The following is a 15273-nucleotide window of genomic DNA, read 5'->3' as shown; positions in this document are numbered from 1 at the left end:
CATTCTTCCAAATCGCGGCTCCAACGGCTGGAACGCTGTATCTCTGCCCTGCAATCGAACCACTGGGCAGACAACAAGATCAGGGGGTCAAATTGGTTTGAATGACCTCACTCTTAGCGCTGGCCAGTCCTGATGGACGGCCGCTACCGCCGGGAACCCGCATCGAGTGCCGGCCTCTGGCTCGAGCTGCCCGTGATGACTCGGAATGCCCGCCTTTGGGCTCAAAGGCTTTCGATCGATGGCCGCGACTTCGACCTTGCCGCCGCCTAGGTCCTGCACGTCGATCCCGGTGATCATGCCGAAGCCGGCATCTTTCTGTACGTTGTGGTTGGTTCGTCGGTCGCATTGAGCACTGCCGGCGTGTCGCTGTCGGTGTCCCGCGGAGAACCGCCGCGCAGCGCCACGTAAATGGCGGGAATGACGAGCACCGTCAGTAGCGTCGACGAGGCGAGGCCGCACAGCAACGAAATCGCCAACCCCTGGAAAATCGGGTCGGTCAGGATGACCGCTGCCCCGATCATCGCTGCGATCGCGGTGAGCAGGATCGGCTTGAAGCGGATTGCCCCGGCCTCGAGTAACACGTCGACCAGCGGCCTTTCGGTTCCCTTGGAATGGCGAATGAAGTCCACCAGCAGGATCGAGTTGCGCACGATGATGCCGGCGAGCGCGATGAAGCCGATCATAGAGGTGGCCGAGAACGGCGCGCCGAAGGCCCAATGGCCGAGCATGATACCGATCAGGGTCAACGGGATCGGCGTCAGAATCACCAGCGGCAGCCTGAACGAACCGAACTGCGCGACAACGAGAATGTAGATGCCCAGGATCGCGACGATGAAGGCCGCGCCCATGTCGCGGAAGGTGACCCACGTCACCTCCCACTCGCCGTCCCACAGAAGCGTCGGCTTGGACTCGTCATCTGGTTGCCCGTGCAATGCGATCGTCGGTTTCGGGAGGTTACCCCAATCGGCTTTCGCGATGGCATCGTCGACGGCGAGCATGCCGTAAACCGGCGCCTCGAACGCGCCCGCGAGTTCACCCATCACCATCTCGGCGGGCCGGCCGTTGTGGCGGAAGATCGGGTAGGATGCCGGCTCCCGCGTCACCCGCACGACGTCGCCCAGTTCCACCACGTCGCGTGCGCCGGGTAGCGCGTTCGCCGGGACCGGCGTCGTAAGGGCGCGCTGGTCGACCACGCCGTCGCTCTTCGAGAGCGACACGCGGATCGGGACCGGCTGGCGGCCGCCGCCGCGATGTGAGTAACCGACCGTCGTGCCGTCATAGAGGTAGGTCAGCGTATCGTAGACGTCGGACTGCTCGACCTTGTAATATTCAAGGTTGTCCTGATCGATCGCCAGTCGCACGCGCTGTGGCAGGTTGTGGAAGCTGTCGTCGACGTCGACGATAAACGGGATAGACGCGAACGTCTCGCGCACCTTTGCCGCCACCGCGCGGCGCGTCTCGGCGTCAGGCCCATAGATTTCCGCGAGCAATGTCCCAAGCACTGGCGGACCAGGCGGTGGCTCGACCACCTTGAGCACGGTGCCTTCTGGCATGGCAATGCCTTTCAGCCGTTCGCGGATGTCGAGGGCGATGGCATGGCTTGGACGACTGCGCTCCCCCTTCCCCGTCAAATTGACTGCGACGTCGCCCTGCTCCGATCCGGAGCGAAGATAGTAATGGCGCACCAGGCCGTTGAAGTTGAAAGGCGCTGCTGTCCCGGCATAGGTCTGGAACGAGACCACCTCGGCCACGTCGGCGAGACGATTCACCACAGCCTGCAACAGCCGGTTGGTGTCCTCGACCGAGGAGCCTTTGGGCAGGTCAGCAACCACCTGCAATTCGGTCTTGTTGTCGAAAGGCAGGAGCTTGACCGTGACGTGCCTGGTGTAGATGAGCACCATCGAAGCCATGGTCGCCGCGCCAACGACAAGTAGAAAGGTCCACGATCGGAACCGCGACTTCAGGATGGGTCTTGCAACTGCGATATAGGCGCGACCGAGCGCGCCGCCGGGGCTGCTGGCGTTATGGGCATGCGCCGAGGCGTGGTCCTTCTTGCCAAACTTCATCATCAGCCACGGCGTCAGCGTCACCGCGACAAAGAAGGAGAACAGCATCGCCGCCGAGGCGTTGGCCGGGATCGGGCTCATATACGGCCCCATCAGACCCGACACGAACAGCATTGGCAGGAGCGCCGCGACCACGGTGAGCGTCGCCACGATGGTCGGATTGCCCACCTCCGCGACGGCGTCGATCGCCGCCTGCTTGCGGGACCGCCCATCATCCATGGCCCAATGGCGGGCAATGTTCTCGATCACCACGATCGCATCGTCGACCAGGATGCCGATGGAGAAGATCAGCGCGAACAGGCTGACGCGGTTCAGCGTGTAGCCCATGATGCGTGAGGCAAACAATGTGAGCAGGATCGTTGTCGGGATGACGACAGCCACCACCAACGCCTCGCGCCAACCGATGGCGATTGCGACCAGCACGACAATGGAGATCGTGGCAAGGCCGAGGTGGAAGAGCAGTTCGTTTGCCTTCTCGTTAGCGGTCTCGCCGTAGTCGCGAGTCACAACCATTTCGACGTCCTTTGGGAAAATTTCGCCGCGCACCTGGTCAAGGCGCTTGACGATGGTATCCGCGATGACGACGGCGTTGGTGCCCGGCCGCTTGGCCACCGCCAGCGACACGGCCGGGGCTCGTTCAAGTCCCTTGTCGGACTTGACGAAGTTGGTGACCCGGTTCTCCGCCGGCGACGTAGCCAACACAATTCTGGCCACGTCGCGCACATAGACAGGCCGCCCGTCCCGCGCAGTCAGAAGCAGGTTGCCGATGTCGGCGAGGGTTTGCAGGGTCTGGCCGGCGACCAGCACACGCTGCTTGCCCTCGTCGCGCACCGTGCCGATCTGGAAGGACCTGTTGGCGCCGGTGATCTTGGCCGTCAACTGCTGCAGCGTGATGCCGTAGAGAGAGAGTTTTTCCGGGTCAGGCTCGACCTGGATCGCCTCCGGCTGCTCGCCGACGATGTAAGTCAGGCCAATATCAGGCAGCTTGGCGACCTCGACCTGAAGCTCGTGCGCCAGCCGGCTTAGATCGGCCGAGGAATAGCGGCCGGCCGCCTCGGGTGTCGGCGTCAATGTCACCACTACAATCGCGACGTCGTCGATGCCGCGCCCGACGATCAGCGGTTCGGGGATGCCGACCGGGATGCGATCCATGTTGGCGCGCACCTTGTCGTGAACACGCAAAACGGCGGCGTCGGAACTGGTGCCGACCTTGAAGCGGGCAGTCACCAGCGCACCGTCGTCCACGGTTTGCGAGTAGACGTGCTCAACACCGTCGATGCCCTTGATGATCGTTTCCAGCGGCTCGGTCACGAGCTTGACGGCATCCTCCGCCTTCAGCCCGTTGGCCGCGACATGGATGTCCACCATTGGCACGGAAATCTGCGGTTCTTCCTCGCGTGGCAATGTGGCCAGGGCGACAAGCCCGAGCGCCAGCGCCGCCAACAGGAAGAGCGGCGTCAGCGGCGAGCCGATGAACGAGCGGGTGAGCCCGCCGGCGATGCCAAGTTTCATGGCAGGACGACCTTGTCGCCTTCGGCGAGGCCGGTCAGGACCTCGACCCGTGGCTGTCCGCCATCCTCGTATCGCTCGCCCAGCACGACTGCGACGCCGAGTGGTCCGTCGGCCGTATTGATGGTGATGTAGTCGATCCCGTGAACCGTGTTGACCGCCTGTGGCGGCACGCCCAGAATGGTCCGCTTCGCGACAGGGATCGACACCAGCGTGCGCTCGTTGACGAAGAAGCTGCCGATGTCGGCAACCTCGACATCGGCGATGACGCGCCCGTTCTCAATCTCCGGATAGACCTTGGCGATGCGGCCCTGACGGGCCTTGACGAATCCGCCATCCGCACCGGCTCCGCGTTCGGCGATATCTACCTGGGCCCCCTCCGTGATCTCCGTCGCATGTCGCTCGGGCAGCGACAGTCGCAGATAATATTGTCCCGACGCGATCCGGGCGACCGGTTCGCCTGCCATGACCACCGAACCGGCCGTCACGGGAACCGTCAGCACCCGACCGTCGGCTGGTGCCAGGGTATCGCCTTCCTTGGCGCTCTGCTGGGTAACGGCCTTTTCGGCAACCGCGGCGGCCAGCTGGCTCGTGATCACGTCGAACTGGGTCTGAGCCGCATCGACCCGGCTCTGGGTCGCGGCGCCTTTGGCCAGCAAGTCCTGGGCGCGCTGCAGATCGGTCTTGGCATTCTCCATCTGGGAATTGAGGGCGCCGATCTTGGCATCGGCTGCGCGAAGCTGCAGAGCTATTTTGTCGTCGACAACGGTAGCGACCACATCACCCTTCTTGACGACCTGGCCTTCCGTCACCCGCACCTCGGTGATGGTACCGGAAATGCGCGCGCGCGCCGGCACGATCGTGCGGCTCTCGACCTGGCCGAAAACGGCCTTCATCTCTGTGATGGTGGCAGCCGCGACAGTGAAGTCCCCGGCAAGAGCGCCACCGCTGGCGAACACCGTGATGCCCAGCAGAAGCCCGTTGGCCAGGATGGATCGTACGTATCTCATCGCAATGTGCCATTCTCGCAACGAATTGAAAGGACGGGAGGGCGCGAAGGCACCTCCCGCATGGGACGCCAATCCTGGAAAGTCAGGTGTTACTTGAAGGCGACGCCGCTCTTGCAGCCAACTTTCTTGAAGACAATAGCTGCCGGACACCACCCCGTCACCGAAGCCTGCACCATATTGAGCCCGGCAAAGGCGGTCAGCAGCAACCAGTAGGGAGAATAGTAATAGCCGAGCGCGAGCGAGATCAGCACCATGAAACCCGCGAACATCAGAACTGCTTTGTCGATCGTCATAATCTTGTCTCCTCTGAAATCTGTGCCGTGCCTATTCGGCCGGCTCAATCTGAATGGCCTTGAGCTTCTTGATGCCGAGCAAGTCGAGTGCCAATCCCTCGTAGAAGGTCTCGCTCTTGCCTTGTCGGACCTTGTGCAGGAAGTATTTCTCGAACCCGACCTTGGCCGCGTGCACCCACTTACCCTGCGATGACCAGTTGACGTTGCGTGGCGGGATCTGCGGCTGCGCCACGAAGGCGATGCCTTCGTCGCCGAAGTCGGCCAGGCAGACCGCGTTCCAGGTCGCGACAGCCCGCGGCTCCTCGCCGCGCAACAGTGCGCCAATGTTTTCCGCCGTCGCCGTGACCATGGATTCGATCATGAAGCCGGTCTTTGGAACGCCAACCGGCAGCGGCGTCTTGCCGACTGGAGGAATGGCGACGCAGACACCGATCGAAAAGACATTCGGATAGGTCTGGTTGCGCTGATGCTTGTCGATGGTGACGAAGCCGCGCGGATTGACCAAGCCCTCTATGTCCTTCACCGCCGGTACGCCGCGGAAGGCCGGAAGCATCATCGAGAACGCGAATGGCAGGTCGTGCTTGGCCTTCACCGAACCGTCCTCGTTCACTTCCTCCACATGCATGGTTCCAGCGTCGACTGATGACACCTTGGCGTTTGTGATCCACTTGATGTGGCGATCGCGCATGGCACTCTCAAGCAGACCCTTGGTATCGCCAACGCCATCCAGGCCAAGATGACCGATATAAGGCTCCGGCGTCACGAAGGTCATTGGTACCCGGTCGCGCACCTTGGCTCTGCGTAGTGCTGTGTCGAGGATAAAGGCGAATTCGTAAGCGGGGCCGTAGCAGGACGCCCCCTGGACGGCGCCGACGATAACAGGGCCCGGATTGCGGACGAGTTCATCGACCTTCGCCTTGGTGGCGCTCGCATGGTCGATATGGCAGATCGACTGCGTATAACCAGCAGGGCCGAGGCCGGGCACCTCATCGAAAGCGAGGTCGGGACCCGTCGCGATGATCAGGTAGTCGTAGTCGACAAACGTCCCGTCGTTGAGCTCGATCCGGTTTTCCTTGGGATACACTTTCTTGGCGCCCTCGGGTTTGAGCGCGATGTTTCGCCGCTTGAAGGATGCTGCGAGATCGACTGTGATGTCGGCGCGCTTGCGCCAGCCGACCGCTATCCAGGGATTGGAAGGCACGAAGGAATAGGATGTGCCAAGATTGACGACGGTGAGGCAGTCCTCGCCGCGCAGCTTCGCGCGCATTTCATAGGCCATGATGGTTCCGCCAAGACCGGCTCCAAGGACGACGATGTGTGACATGGGGTTCCTCCCGATGTTTCTCGTTCCAACAAATTGACAGCGATGCAGCAGGCTTGTGTTGATCTGGCTCAATTCCCAAACCGGGCGGAACGCTTGCAAGGTCGTACCGTTCGCAAGCCAGACTGATGGGCTTGCATTTAACATTCAAATATTATAAATTCAAGAGTATGAATGTAAAAGAGATGATCCCGGCTTCGGGAAAGGCAGCGGACCTGCTCAGGAGCCTGTCCCATCCGCAACGGCTGCTGGTCCTTTGCGCGTTGGGGAAGGATGAGCGATCGGTGGCGGAGCTGCGCGAATTGCTTGGCATCGACCAGGTGCCGATGTCGCAGCAGCTCATGCGCTTGCGCGCTGACGGCCTGGTTGAATCGCGCCGCGATGGCACGACCGTCTACTACCGCATCACCCGGCCAGAAGTACTGACGGTTGTCGAAGCGCTTCACTCGGCTTTCTGTTCCTGACGATAAGCGATGGCGACACCCTCGCCGAAGGCCTCAAAGCTGGCACAGCATGACGTATCTGCAGGAGACAGGAGAATTACAATGTTTGGATTTGGAACCCGGTCGGCAGCCAGGACGCTGACCCCGACGCAGGTGCGGCAGATGGGTGACACCGTCACGCTTGTGGACGTCAGGGAGGACGGCGAGTGGGCGTCCGGGCATATAGCGGACGCCATCCATATTCCATTGGGCAGCCTTCGTGACGAGTTGGACCGCATTCCATCCGGCAAACCCGTCGTGTTTTATTGCCACGCTGGCGGCCGGTCATCGCAAGCGATCACCATCGCCATGGCTGCAGGACAGGCGCACGACACGCATATGGGCGGCGGCATCAGCGCCTGGCGTGCGCAAGGTTTCCCGTCGGCAAGCTGACAGCGACGTTGTCGCAACAGGTATGGCTGCGGCGTCTCACGGTGCTTTCAAGTGCTCAATCTGTTCGGAAGGTTGCGCGCGAACCGCGCGCAGCTCGTACCAGAGGGCATTCAGGATGCCGACCGTGGTGGCCAGTCCGAGGCCGAGAATCCAGGCGAAGTACCACATCGTTGCAAACTCCAGTCTGTGTCGTCAGTAAGCCGACGTACCTGCCTCGCGCACTGAGGCTTCGCTGACCTTCCCCCAAAGCACGCTGTAGACCCAGGCCGTGTAGGCAAGGATCAGCGGCAGGAAGATAACAGTTGCGATCAGCATGTTGCGCAGCGTCGCCCGGCTTGAGGATGCGTCGAACACGGCAAGCGAATGGCCCGGATTGGTGCTTGACGGCAGAAGGATCGGGAACATCGCCAGCCCAACAGTCGCGATGATGCAGAAAATGCCAAGTTTCGACGCGAGGAAGGTGAGGCCTTCGCGACGCGCGCGGAAGCCCGCGGCGGCGATCAGCGGCGCCACGATGCCCAGTGCGGGCACTAGGCACAGAGCCGGCGTGGCGTAGAAGTTGCGCAGCCAGCCGCTTGAATTTGTAATCACGGTCTTGCCAAGCGGATTGGACGGGCCATCCCAGACGATGGCGCTCGTGACCTCATAGCCGCCGAGCAGCCCGAGCCAGACAAGCACGCCGCCGCCGGCGAATAAAACAGCAGCGGCCAGCGCGGCCTTGCCGCCGATGATACGGGCGCGGTCAGCCACCGGCCCTTCCGCCTTGAAGGCCAGCCACGCCCCGCCGTGCATGACAAGCATGGAAAGCGAAACCAGGCCGCAATAGAGCGCCACCGGGTTGAGCAGGCCAAACAGGGTGCCCTCGTAGAACGGCCGCAGATCAGTGTTGAAGTGGAACGGCACCCCCCTCAGCACATTGCCCACCGCCACGCCGAAGATGAGCGCCGGCACGGCGCCGCCGATGAACAGCGCCCAATCCCAGTTCGAACGCCAGCGGGCGTCTTCCCGTTTGGAGCGGTATTTGAAGGCAACCGGCCGCAGGATCATCGCGAACAGCACCAGGAACATGGCGAGGTAGAAACCGGAGAAGCTCAACGCGTAGAGCGCCGGCCACGCAGCGAAGATGGCGCCGCCGCCGAGCACGAACCAGACCTGATTGCCTTCCCAGACCGGCCCGATGGTGTTGATGGCAACACGACGCTCGATATCGGTTTTTGCCACGAAGGGCAGCAATGCCCCGACACCCATGTCAAAGCCGTCGGTGACCGCGAAGCCGATCAAAAGAACGCCCAGCAGTACCCACCATGTGATCCGCAGCATTTCGTAGTTGAAGAGAAAATCGAGCATCGTCGTTGTTCCTTGCAGGTCGGGGGGCTTATTGCGCGGCCGCGAGATGGATCCGTGTGCCTTCGCCGACGGGAGGCGCGACATCCCCGTCGATGACCGGACCCTTTGCTATCGCCTGCAGCATCAGCCGCACCTCGATCACGGCCAGCACGCCATAGACGAGGGTGAAGCCCAGGATGGTGATCAGGAGGTCGGGGATGCCAAGCTCGGAAGTCGCCAGGAAAGTCGGCAGCGTACCCTCGATGATCCATGGCTGCCGGCCGAATTCGGCGACAAACCAGCCAACCTCGGCGGCAATCCATGGCAGCGGCATCGCGATCAGCGCCATGCGCAACAGCCAGCGCGGCGCCGGCGTCTCGCGCATCGTGTGCCAGAGCGAGAGCGCAAAGACCGCAAGCAGCAGGAAGGCGCACAGCACCATCAGCCGGAAAGTGAAGAAGATCGCCGGCACTTCTGGCACGGTCGACCACGCCGCTTGCTTGACCTGGTCGTCATTGGCCAGGCGCGGATCCTCGATGTAGCGCTTCAGCAACAGGGCGTAGCCGAGATCCTTGCTTGTCGCGTCGAACGTTGCGCGTGCCACCGTGTCGGAATGGTTGACCTTGAGCTTTTCAAGCGCATCGTATGCGGTCAGCCCGTCGCGAATGCGCCCCTCGGCCTTCTGGACGAGTTCGAAGATGCCAGGAATTTCCTTGTCGATCGAGCGCGTACCGATAAGGCCCATGACCCAAGGAATATGTACGGCGAAATGGGTCGTGCGATCGGCCATGCTGGGGATGCCGAACGCGGTGAAGGAGGCAGGCGCCGGCTCGGTCTCCCACATCGCCTCCATGGCGGCGAGCTTCATTTTCTGGTTGTCGGTGATCGCGTAGCCGCTCTCGTCGCCGAGCACGATGACCGACAGTGACGAGGCGATGCCGAAGGCCGAGGCAATGACGAAGGAGCGTTTGGCAAGATCGATGTGTCGCCCGCGCAGCATATAGAAGGCCGACACACCGAGCACGAAGACAGCGCCGCAGACATAGCCCGCCGAAACCGTATGAACGAACTTGGCCTGTGCGACCGGGTTGAAGATGACGGCCACGAAGTCGGTCACTTCCATGCGCATCGTGTCCGGATTGAAGGCCGAGCCGACGGGGTTTTGCATCCAGCCATTGGCGATCAGAATCCACAGCGCCGAAAAATTGGTGCCCAGCGCGACAAGCCAGGTGACGACAAGGTGCCCGCGCGCCGAGAGCTTTTCCCAGCCGAAGAAGAACAGGCCGACGAAGGTCGCCTCCAGGAAGAACGCCATCAGGCCCTCGATCGCCAAGGGCGCACCGAACACATCGCCAACATAGTGGGAGTAGTAGGCCCAGTTCATGCCGAACTGGAATTCCATGGTGAGGCCGGTGGCGACGCCAAGCGCGAAATTGATGCCAAACAGCACACCCCAGAACTTGACCATGTCGCGCCAGATCGTGCGGCCGGTCATGACGTAGACCGTCTCCATCATCGCAAGCATGATCGACAGGCCCAGCGTCAGCGGGACGAATAGGAAGTGGTACATGGCCGTCAGCGCGAATTGCAACCGCGACAGTTCCACGAGCAATGGGCTGGTCATGCGAAAACTCCGTTAAACATCATCTCGATAACTCTGTTCTGGCGCCGAGCCTTTGACGTGAATCAATTCATTCGTGGCCCTGGCATGAGATTGAACTGTCATGCTTAAAGCCGTTCTGCATCGTCGCGACAAACGCCCAGCGGTGGCAAGTCCGCCGGTGGAAACCAATTCTGGGGCGCCCACCCGCGGCCGAACGCTTTGCGTCGCGCACGGCCTTGCCGCTCCGGGCTTGCGTTCCTCCCTTGCATTGCAAGCAGCGCGCACTGTGCTGCGGCTTGCCTTCATCGGTCTGGCGGCCATGTTTGTTGGCGAGATGATCTCGGGCCGAGCCAACTGGCAGCTGCTCGGCGCGGCCTTGGCCAGCCTGATCCTCGGCTCGGTCATCGGCCTGGTGGCCGACCGCGCTGTCGCCAATACCGAAACGAAAGTCGCCAACGGCCTGCTTGAGGCGGCGCGCGGCGCCCTCGCCGCGGCTTCTCCCGGCGACATCCAGGTGATGCCGCTCGGAACATTGATCGCAGGACTTCAACGCTATCCGCGGGCCGTGGCAGGCCTGGCGGTCGGGCATCGCCTGGCGTCGATCATGCTGGGGCTGGGGCCCCTGCTTGCCGCAGCCGCGATCATGGCCATCTCGTGGGAGGCGGCACTGGCGCTCATCGTGCTAACCCCCGTGATGATTGTCTTCTTCGTCCTCATCGGCGGTGCGATCCGCAGCGGCGCCGAAGCGCAGGAGAAGGCCTTCGGTCGCCTCGCCGCCCAGTTCGCCGATCGCATCCGCACCTTGCCGACAATCCTTGGAAACCATGCGCTAACGCGCGAAACGCGCAAGCTCACGGCGCGACTAAACATCTATGCCTCGGGCACGATGAGCGTGCTCAGGATTGCCTTCCTCAACGCCGGCATCATCGATTTCTTTTCTTCGCTGTCGATAGCCATCCTTGCCGTATTTCTTGGCCTCGGACATCTCAAGCTCATGAGTGTACCTGGCTTTGCCAACCTTCAGCTTTGGCAAAGCCTGTTCATCCTGATGATTGCGCCGGAGTATTTCGCTCCGTTCCGTCGCTACGCCGAGCAATATCACGCCAAGGCTGAAGGCCTCGCCGCCGCCGCAGCGCTCGACACGCTCGTTCTGGCTGCTCGCCCGCAATCCCAGGCTTTCGAAGCCGCCATCTTGACCCGCAATCTGGTCTCTGCCGCACCACCCCTGTCGCGGACCGGGCTGGTGGCCATCACCGGACCGAGCGGATCGGGCAAGTCCACCCTGCTGCGCCATCTTGCCAGGATCGGCTCCGCGCCATCCATCCAACAGGACGCTGATGAACGGCCGGAGATCGCATGGTGCTCCACCGACATCTATGTTCCGCAAGGCACGCTCGGCGACGCCATCGGCTGGGGAACCGGACCGTGTTGCCGGACCCGCCTGCTTCTGGCGGCAGGCAATGTCGGCCTTCTCGACGAAGTGCTTCTGCCCGGCGGGCTTGACGCGTCGATCAAGGCCGGCGGTGAAAACCTATCTGGTGGGCAACGGCTGCGTATCGGCCTGGCGCGCGCCCTGATTTCGGGCCGCGCTATCTTCGCCGACGAGCCGACCGCCAAGCTTGACCCCGCCAATGCCGCGATGGTGCGCAACGCGCTTGTGCAGGCGGCGCGCAGCCGGCTCGTACTGGTGGCCACGCATGACAGGAGTCTAGCGTTGCTTGCCGGCAAAACGATCGACCTCGGGGTGGGCAACAGGCAAGCACGGGAGCGTGCCGCATGATTGACAGCGCTTCTCCGATTGTCCCCGAAACCAAGACCGGCTCGCCGGAAGAGCTCGCCCAAACCAAAGCTCCGTGGCGCCTCGCCCTGGTTTTGGCGTTTGCCGCCCTGGCGGGCGGAATCCTGCTGACCGGCGTGTCCATATGGTTTCTTGGCGCGGTCGCCCTGGTGGGCCTGACGCCTGCGGCGTTGACGTTCAACTTCCATGTGCCGGCCGCATTCATACGCCTCTTCGCCTTGACCCGGACGGCAGCCAAGTACGGCGAGCGCGTTGTCGGCCATCGGGCGGCGCTCACTGATCAGGTTCTGCGCCGCTCGACGCTTTTCACCGCAATGGCGTCAGCACCGTCCGTGCGCAGGGCCGGCTGGCAGCTTGGCAATCAGGACCGCCTTGCCGACTATCTCGACGACGTCGAGGACGTTGACTATGCGCGCCTGCGCGTCAGCCTGCCGTCGGCGACGCTTGGCGTCGCCATTGTCTTGCTTGTCGCGGCAACCCTGTGGATGACGCCATTGGCATTCGTGCCGATCCTGCTGCTCATCACGGCAAACATGGTCGGGGCGCGTTGCCTCGCAAAGCGAGCCACGGCAGATCTGGCGGCCGCGCGCGAAAGCAGGCAAGAGGCCTCCCGCCTGCTTGGCACCGCTATACAAGCCGTGGTGCCGTTGCAGGGCGAACGCCGCTGGGGTCTCACACTTGAAGCGCCGTTCGATGGCTATGCCAATGCCCAGACGCGCGCGTTGGTGCTACGCCACGGGCAGGCGCTGTACGATACGCTGGCCAACTGCTTGGCGCCATGCGCCATGCTGAGCATTCTGGTGTCCGCCTGGTTGTCGGGCCTGCGTGGTGAGGCCCTGCTGCCGACTGCCCTACTGGCCTTCGCCTGGCTGGCCGCTGCTGAATCTGTATTGGGCGCATCGAAGATTGTTGTCGCCTTCGCACGCGAGAAAGCAGCCCGGTCGGCTCTGGCTCAATGGAACACGCCGGACGGCGTAACGCACAAGCATGTCGCGGAACGGATTTCGTCGTTGACGTTGGACCGATTGCCGCGCCACGCACCGGATGGCCGGCTGATCGGCAGGCCAATCAGCGCGACTCTCAGGGCCGGCAGGCCAACTGTCCTGCATGGTGCCAGTGGCTGCGGCAAGACTTCCCTGTTGAAGCAAGTGGCTGGCTGGCTAGACGCTCGTGACGAATGCGTCCTGGGCGATGGCATCGAACTGAGTGAGGACGCGCGGCGCGCCATGAGTTGCTTCTGCACCCACGACGCGACGGTTCTCGCCGATACGGTACGCGAGAACCTATTTGCGCCACACGCCAGCGAAGATGAATTGTGGCGTGCGCTGGACGCAGTGGAACTTCAGGGTCGGATCAGGTCAGCTGGCGGCTTGGATGGCTGGATCACGCAGGATGTGCTGTCGCTCGGCGAGGCGCAGAGACTGAACCTCGCCCGCGTTTGGCTTTCCGACAGGCCCGTCATCCTCCTGGACGAACCGACCGAGCATCTTGCGGCCGAGCAGGGCAAGCGCATCCTCGATGCGCTGCTGCAGCGGATGCGGCAACGCATCGTCATCTTCTCGAGCCATGACGACCTGACACCGAAAGGGGCCACAGCGATTAGACTGCGGGGGTAGATAATGAAATCCGCTATAGCCGTCGAAGAAAGGCGGCATCCTTGCCGCGCGGTACCGATCTCCGCTCCTCGGAGCCGATCTCGACCTTGGCGTCCTCGCGAAGAAAGGACGCAAGGTAGAGATCGATCTGGCTGAGCAATAGCACCCAATCTGCTGGCTATTCTTGAAATTCGCGGGCCGCCGCCAGCTTTTGATTTTGCGCAAGGAAGTTTGCCGCTGCGATTTCTACCTTCCGCGCATGGTCCTAAATCTGCTCATCGGCACTGTCGTCATAAGTTTGACCGTTCTCGTCCACACATTTGGTCTGATAGCCGTCACACACGCGATGGGGCACCTGGTCGCCCGGTTTCGCATGCACGGGCGCCGCAGCCGCATCGTCGCGATGATCAGCGTGGTGATGGGGCTCTTTGCGGTTATGACCGTAGAGGTCTGGCTTTGGGCCGGGCTCTACAGGTTGCTCGATATCTTCGCTGATTTCGAAACGGCGTTGTACTTTTCCACCATTACCTTCTCGACGGTTGGCTACGGCGACATCGTACCCGCCCATCAGTGGCGGGTCCTGGCCGCGCTTGAAGGCGTAAACGGGTTCCTGCTCATCGGCTGGTCCACGGCTTATCTGATCGCGGCCGGCACCCGTATCGGGCCGTTCAAGGCCGGCGAGCATTTCTGACCAACGATGCTCAGACTTGCTCCTGATCAATGATTGCGTGGCATTCTGTTGGTAGGCTTTGTCGTTGGGAGCTTAGGCAACAGGAAGCGATCTGCCTTTCTGCTTCTTTCGACGAATTGACTACGTGCTGATCGGACCGCAAACCGGTCGGCCAGGACGGAGGAAAGACATCAGGTTGCGGGAGGATAAGTAATGCGCGACGATCAATACGGTCATCATGCTGACCGCATCCAGGTGGCGATTGCCTCGGACGCTGCAGCGAAGTCCGCGCTGGTAGCCTCCTGGCGACGGTCGTCCAATTTGCATCGGCTCGATCCAGCGGACTGCAGTCCCCCACCCTATCTGACAGAGGCCGAACTGGGGCACGCCCGGCAACGCATCGAACCTCTCATCCAAGCTGCCCAATCGAGTCTCGACCGTCTCTATCTTGCTGTTGGCGGCGTCGGATGCTGTGTCCTGCTCGCCGATCGTAACGGCGTGCCGGTCGAACGGCGCGGCGCGGTCGTCGATGACGAGACGTTTCACTCCTGGGGCTTGTGGACTGGCTCCGTTTGGAATGAGGAGAGCCAGGGAACCAACGGTATCGGTACCTGTCTGGTCGAGCGGCGCGCGCTGACAATTCACCGCGACCAGCATTTCCATACGCGCAACACGTTGCTCAGTTGTACCACTGCTCCGATCCATGATCATGAAGGGAATCTAGTGGCAGCGCTTGACGTATCGTCCTGCCGGGCAGATCTGACGGAGGCCTTCGCCAATCTCATCTCGATGGCTGTCGTCGACGCGGCCCGTCGGATCGAAAGTGAAAACTTCAAGATGGCATTTCCAAAGGCGCGCATTCTGCTCGCGCCGGTGATCGACAAAGGTTCCGGCGTGCTGATTGCCGTCGACGCGGACGATCTCGTGGTCGGCGCGACCCGTGCGGCCCGCCTGGCGCTTGGCCTTACGCAGCAGTGTCTCGACAAACCGATGCCCGCCGCCGATCTGCTCGGCTGGGCTGAGAGTGACTCCAAAGTCCTCGCCGAGGCAGAGCGCGGAGCGCTGCAGCGTGCCCTCGCGCGCGCTGACGGAAACGTGTCCGCCGCGGCTCAAGCGCTTGGCATCAGCCGCGCGACGCTTCACCGCAAACTCAACCGCCTGGATGTCCACCGGTCTCACTGAACACCCAAGCGATCATGACTGTCGC

The 15273-nt window shown here is 62.3% G+C and carries 14 protein-coding genes; 6 read left to right on the top strand and 8 right to left on the bottom strand.

Translation table 11 applies throughout. The features are described 5' to 3' along the window. Positions 1-293: 293 nt before the first annotated feature. From FJ979_RS27945 to FJ979_RS27930, 4 genes are all read right to left on the bottom strand, one after another. The gene (locus FJ979_RS27945) at positions 294-3578 is read right to left on the bottom strand and encodes an efflux RND transporter permease subunit (RefSeq protein ID WP_140561994.1); all 3285 of its coding nucleotides are present in this window, start codon (positions 3576-3578) and stop codon (positions 294-296) included. After that, positions 3575-4585 (bottom strand): efflux RND transporter periplasmic adaptor subunit, encoded by a 1011-nt coding sequence (locus FJ979_RS27940; protein ID WP_140561992.1) that lies wholly within the window; start codon positions 4583-4585, stop codon positions 3575-3577. The genes FJ979_RS27945 and FJ979_RS27940 overlap by 4 nt, the downstream gene beginning before the upstream one ends. 89 nt (positions 4586-4674) lie before the next feature. Continuing rightward, entirely contained in the window at positions 4675-4878 is a 204-nt protein-coding gene (locus FJ979_RS27935; RefSeq protein ID WP_140561991.1) for a DUF2892 domain-containing protein, read from the bottom strand. 31 nt (positions 4879-4909) lie between these two features. After that, positions 4910-6202: an FAD/NAD(P)-binding oxidoreductase gene (locus FJ979_RS27930; RefSeq protein ID WP_140561989.1), complete on the bottom strand. Its 1293-nt coding sequence runs from the start codon at positions 6200-6202 to the stop codon at positions 4910-4912. Positions 6203-6327: 125 nt separating this feature from the next. On the opposite strand from FJ979_RS27930, the gene FJ979_RS27925 reads away from it, so the two are divergent. Continuing rightward, on the top strand, positions 6328-6663 hold the full coding sequence (locus FJ979_RS27925; protein ID WP_224518964.1) for a metalloregulator ArsR/SmtB family transcription factor: 336 nt from the start codon (positions 6328-6330) through the stop codon (positions 6661-6663). Positions 6664-6744: 81 nt separating this feature from the next. Next, positions 6745-7074 (top strand): rhodanese-like domain-containing protein, encoded by a 330-nt coding sequence (locus FJ979_RS27920; protein ID WP_181172808.1) that lies wholly within the window; start codon positions 6745-6747, stop codon positions 7072-7074. Positions 7075-7110: 36 nt separating this feature from the next. On the opposite strand, the gene cydX is transcribed toward FJ979_RS27920, so the two are convergent. Genes cydX through FJ979_RS27905 form a run of 3 tightly spaced genes read right to left on the bottom strand, consistent with a single transcriptional unit; the run spans position 7111 to position 10024 of the window. Continuing rightward, positions 7111-7242, bottom strand: a complete 132-nt coding sequence (cydX, locus tag FJ979_RS27915; protein ID WP_112618274.1) for a cytochrome bd-I oxidase subunit CydX — start codon at positions 7240-7242, stop codon at positions 7111-7113. 24 nt (positions 7243-7266) lie between these two features. Next, complete coding sequence (gene cydB, locus FJ979_RS27910) at positions 7267-8421, bottom strand: cytochrome d ubiquinol oxidase subunit II (protein ID WP_140561986.1); 1155 nt, start codon at positions 8419-8421, stop codon at positions 7267-7269. Positions 8422-8449: 28 nt separating this feature from the next. Then, the gene (locus tag FJ979_RS27905; protein ID WP_140584369.1) at positions 8450-10024 is read right to left on the bottom strand and encodes a cytochrome ubiquinol oxidase subunit I; all 1575 of its coding nucleotides are present in this window, start codon (positions 10022-10024) and stop codon (positions 8450-8452) included. Between the two features lie 265 nt (positions 10025-10289). On the opposite strand from FJ979_RS27905, the gene FJ979_RS27900 reads away from it, so the two are divergent. Together FJ979_RS27900 and FJ979_RS27895 are read left to right on the top strand one after the other, a co-directional pair. Beyond that, a complete protein-coding gene (locus tag FJ979_RS27900) occupies positions 10290-11783 on the top strand; it encodes an ATP-binding cassette domain-containing protein (RefSeq protein ID WP_181167308.1) in 1494 nt (497 codons plus the stop codon). Then, positions 11780-13417 carry an ATP-binding cassette domain-containing protein gene (locus FJ979_RS27895; protein ID WP_140561981.1) on the top strand — a complete coding sequence of 546 codons (1638 nt, stop codon included), beginning with the start codon at positions 11780-11782 and terminating at the stop codon, positions 13415-13417. The genes FJ979_RS27900 and FJ979_RS27895 overlap by 4 nt, the downstream gene beginning before the upstream one ends. A 13-nt stretch (positions 13418-13430) precedes the next feature. On the opposite strand, the gene FJ979_RS33415 is transcribed toward FJ979_RS27895, so the two are convergent. Further along, entirely contained in the window at positions 13431-13562 is a 132-nt protein-coding gene (locus tag FJ979_RS33415; protein ID WP_281061552.1) for a hypothetical protein, read from the bottom strand. Positions 13563-13580: 18 nt separating this feature from the next. On the opposite strand from FJ979_RS33415, the gene FJ979_RS27890 reads away from it, so the two are divergent. Both FJ979_RS27890 and FJ979_RS27885 read left to right on the top strand, forming a co-directional pair. Then, a complete protein-coding gene (locus FJ979_RS27890; protein ID WP_246678482.1) occupies positions 13581-14087 on the top strand; it encodes a potassium channel family protein in 507 nt (168 codons plus the stop codon). 192 nt (positions 14088-14279) lie between these two features. Then, a complete protein-coding gene (locus FJ979_RS27885; RefSeq protein WP_140561979.1) occupies positions 14280-15248 on the top strand; it encodes a GAF domain-containing protein in 969 nt (322 codons plus the stop codon). Positions 15249-15273 lie beyond the last annotated feature (25 nt).

It is taken from the genome of Mesorhizobium sp. B1-1-6 (assembly GCF_006443035.1).
In the GTDB taxonomy this organism is placed as follows: domain Bacteria; phylum Pseudomonadota; class Alphaproteobacteria; order Rhizobiales; family Rhizobiaceae; genus Mesorhizobium.
This window is presented reverse-complemented; position numbering and strand designations above follow the sequence as displayed.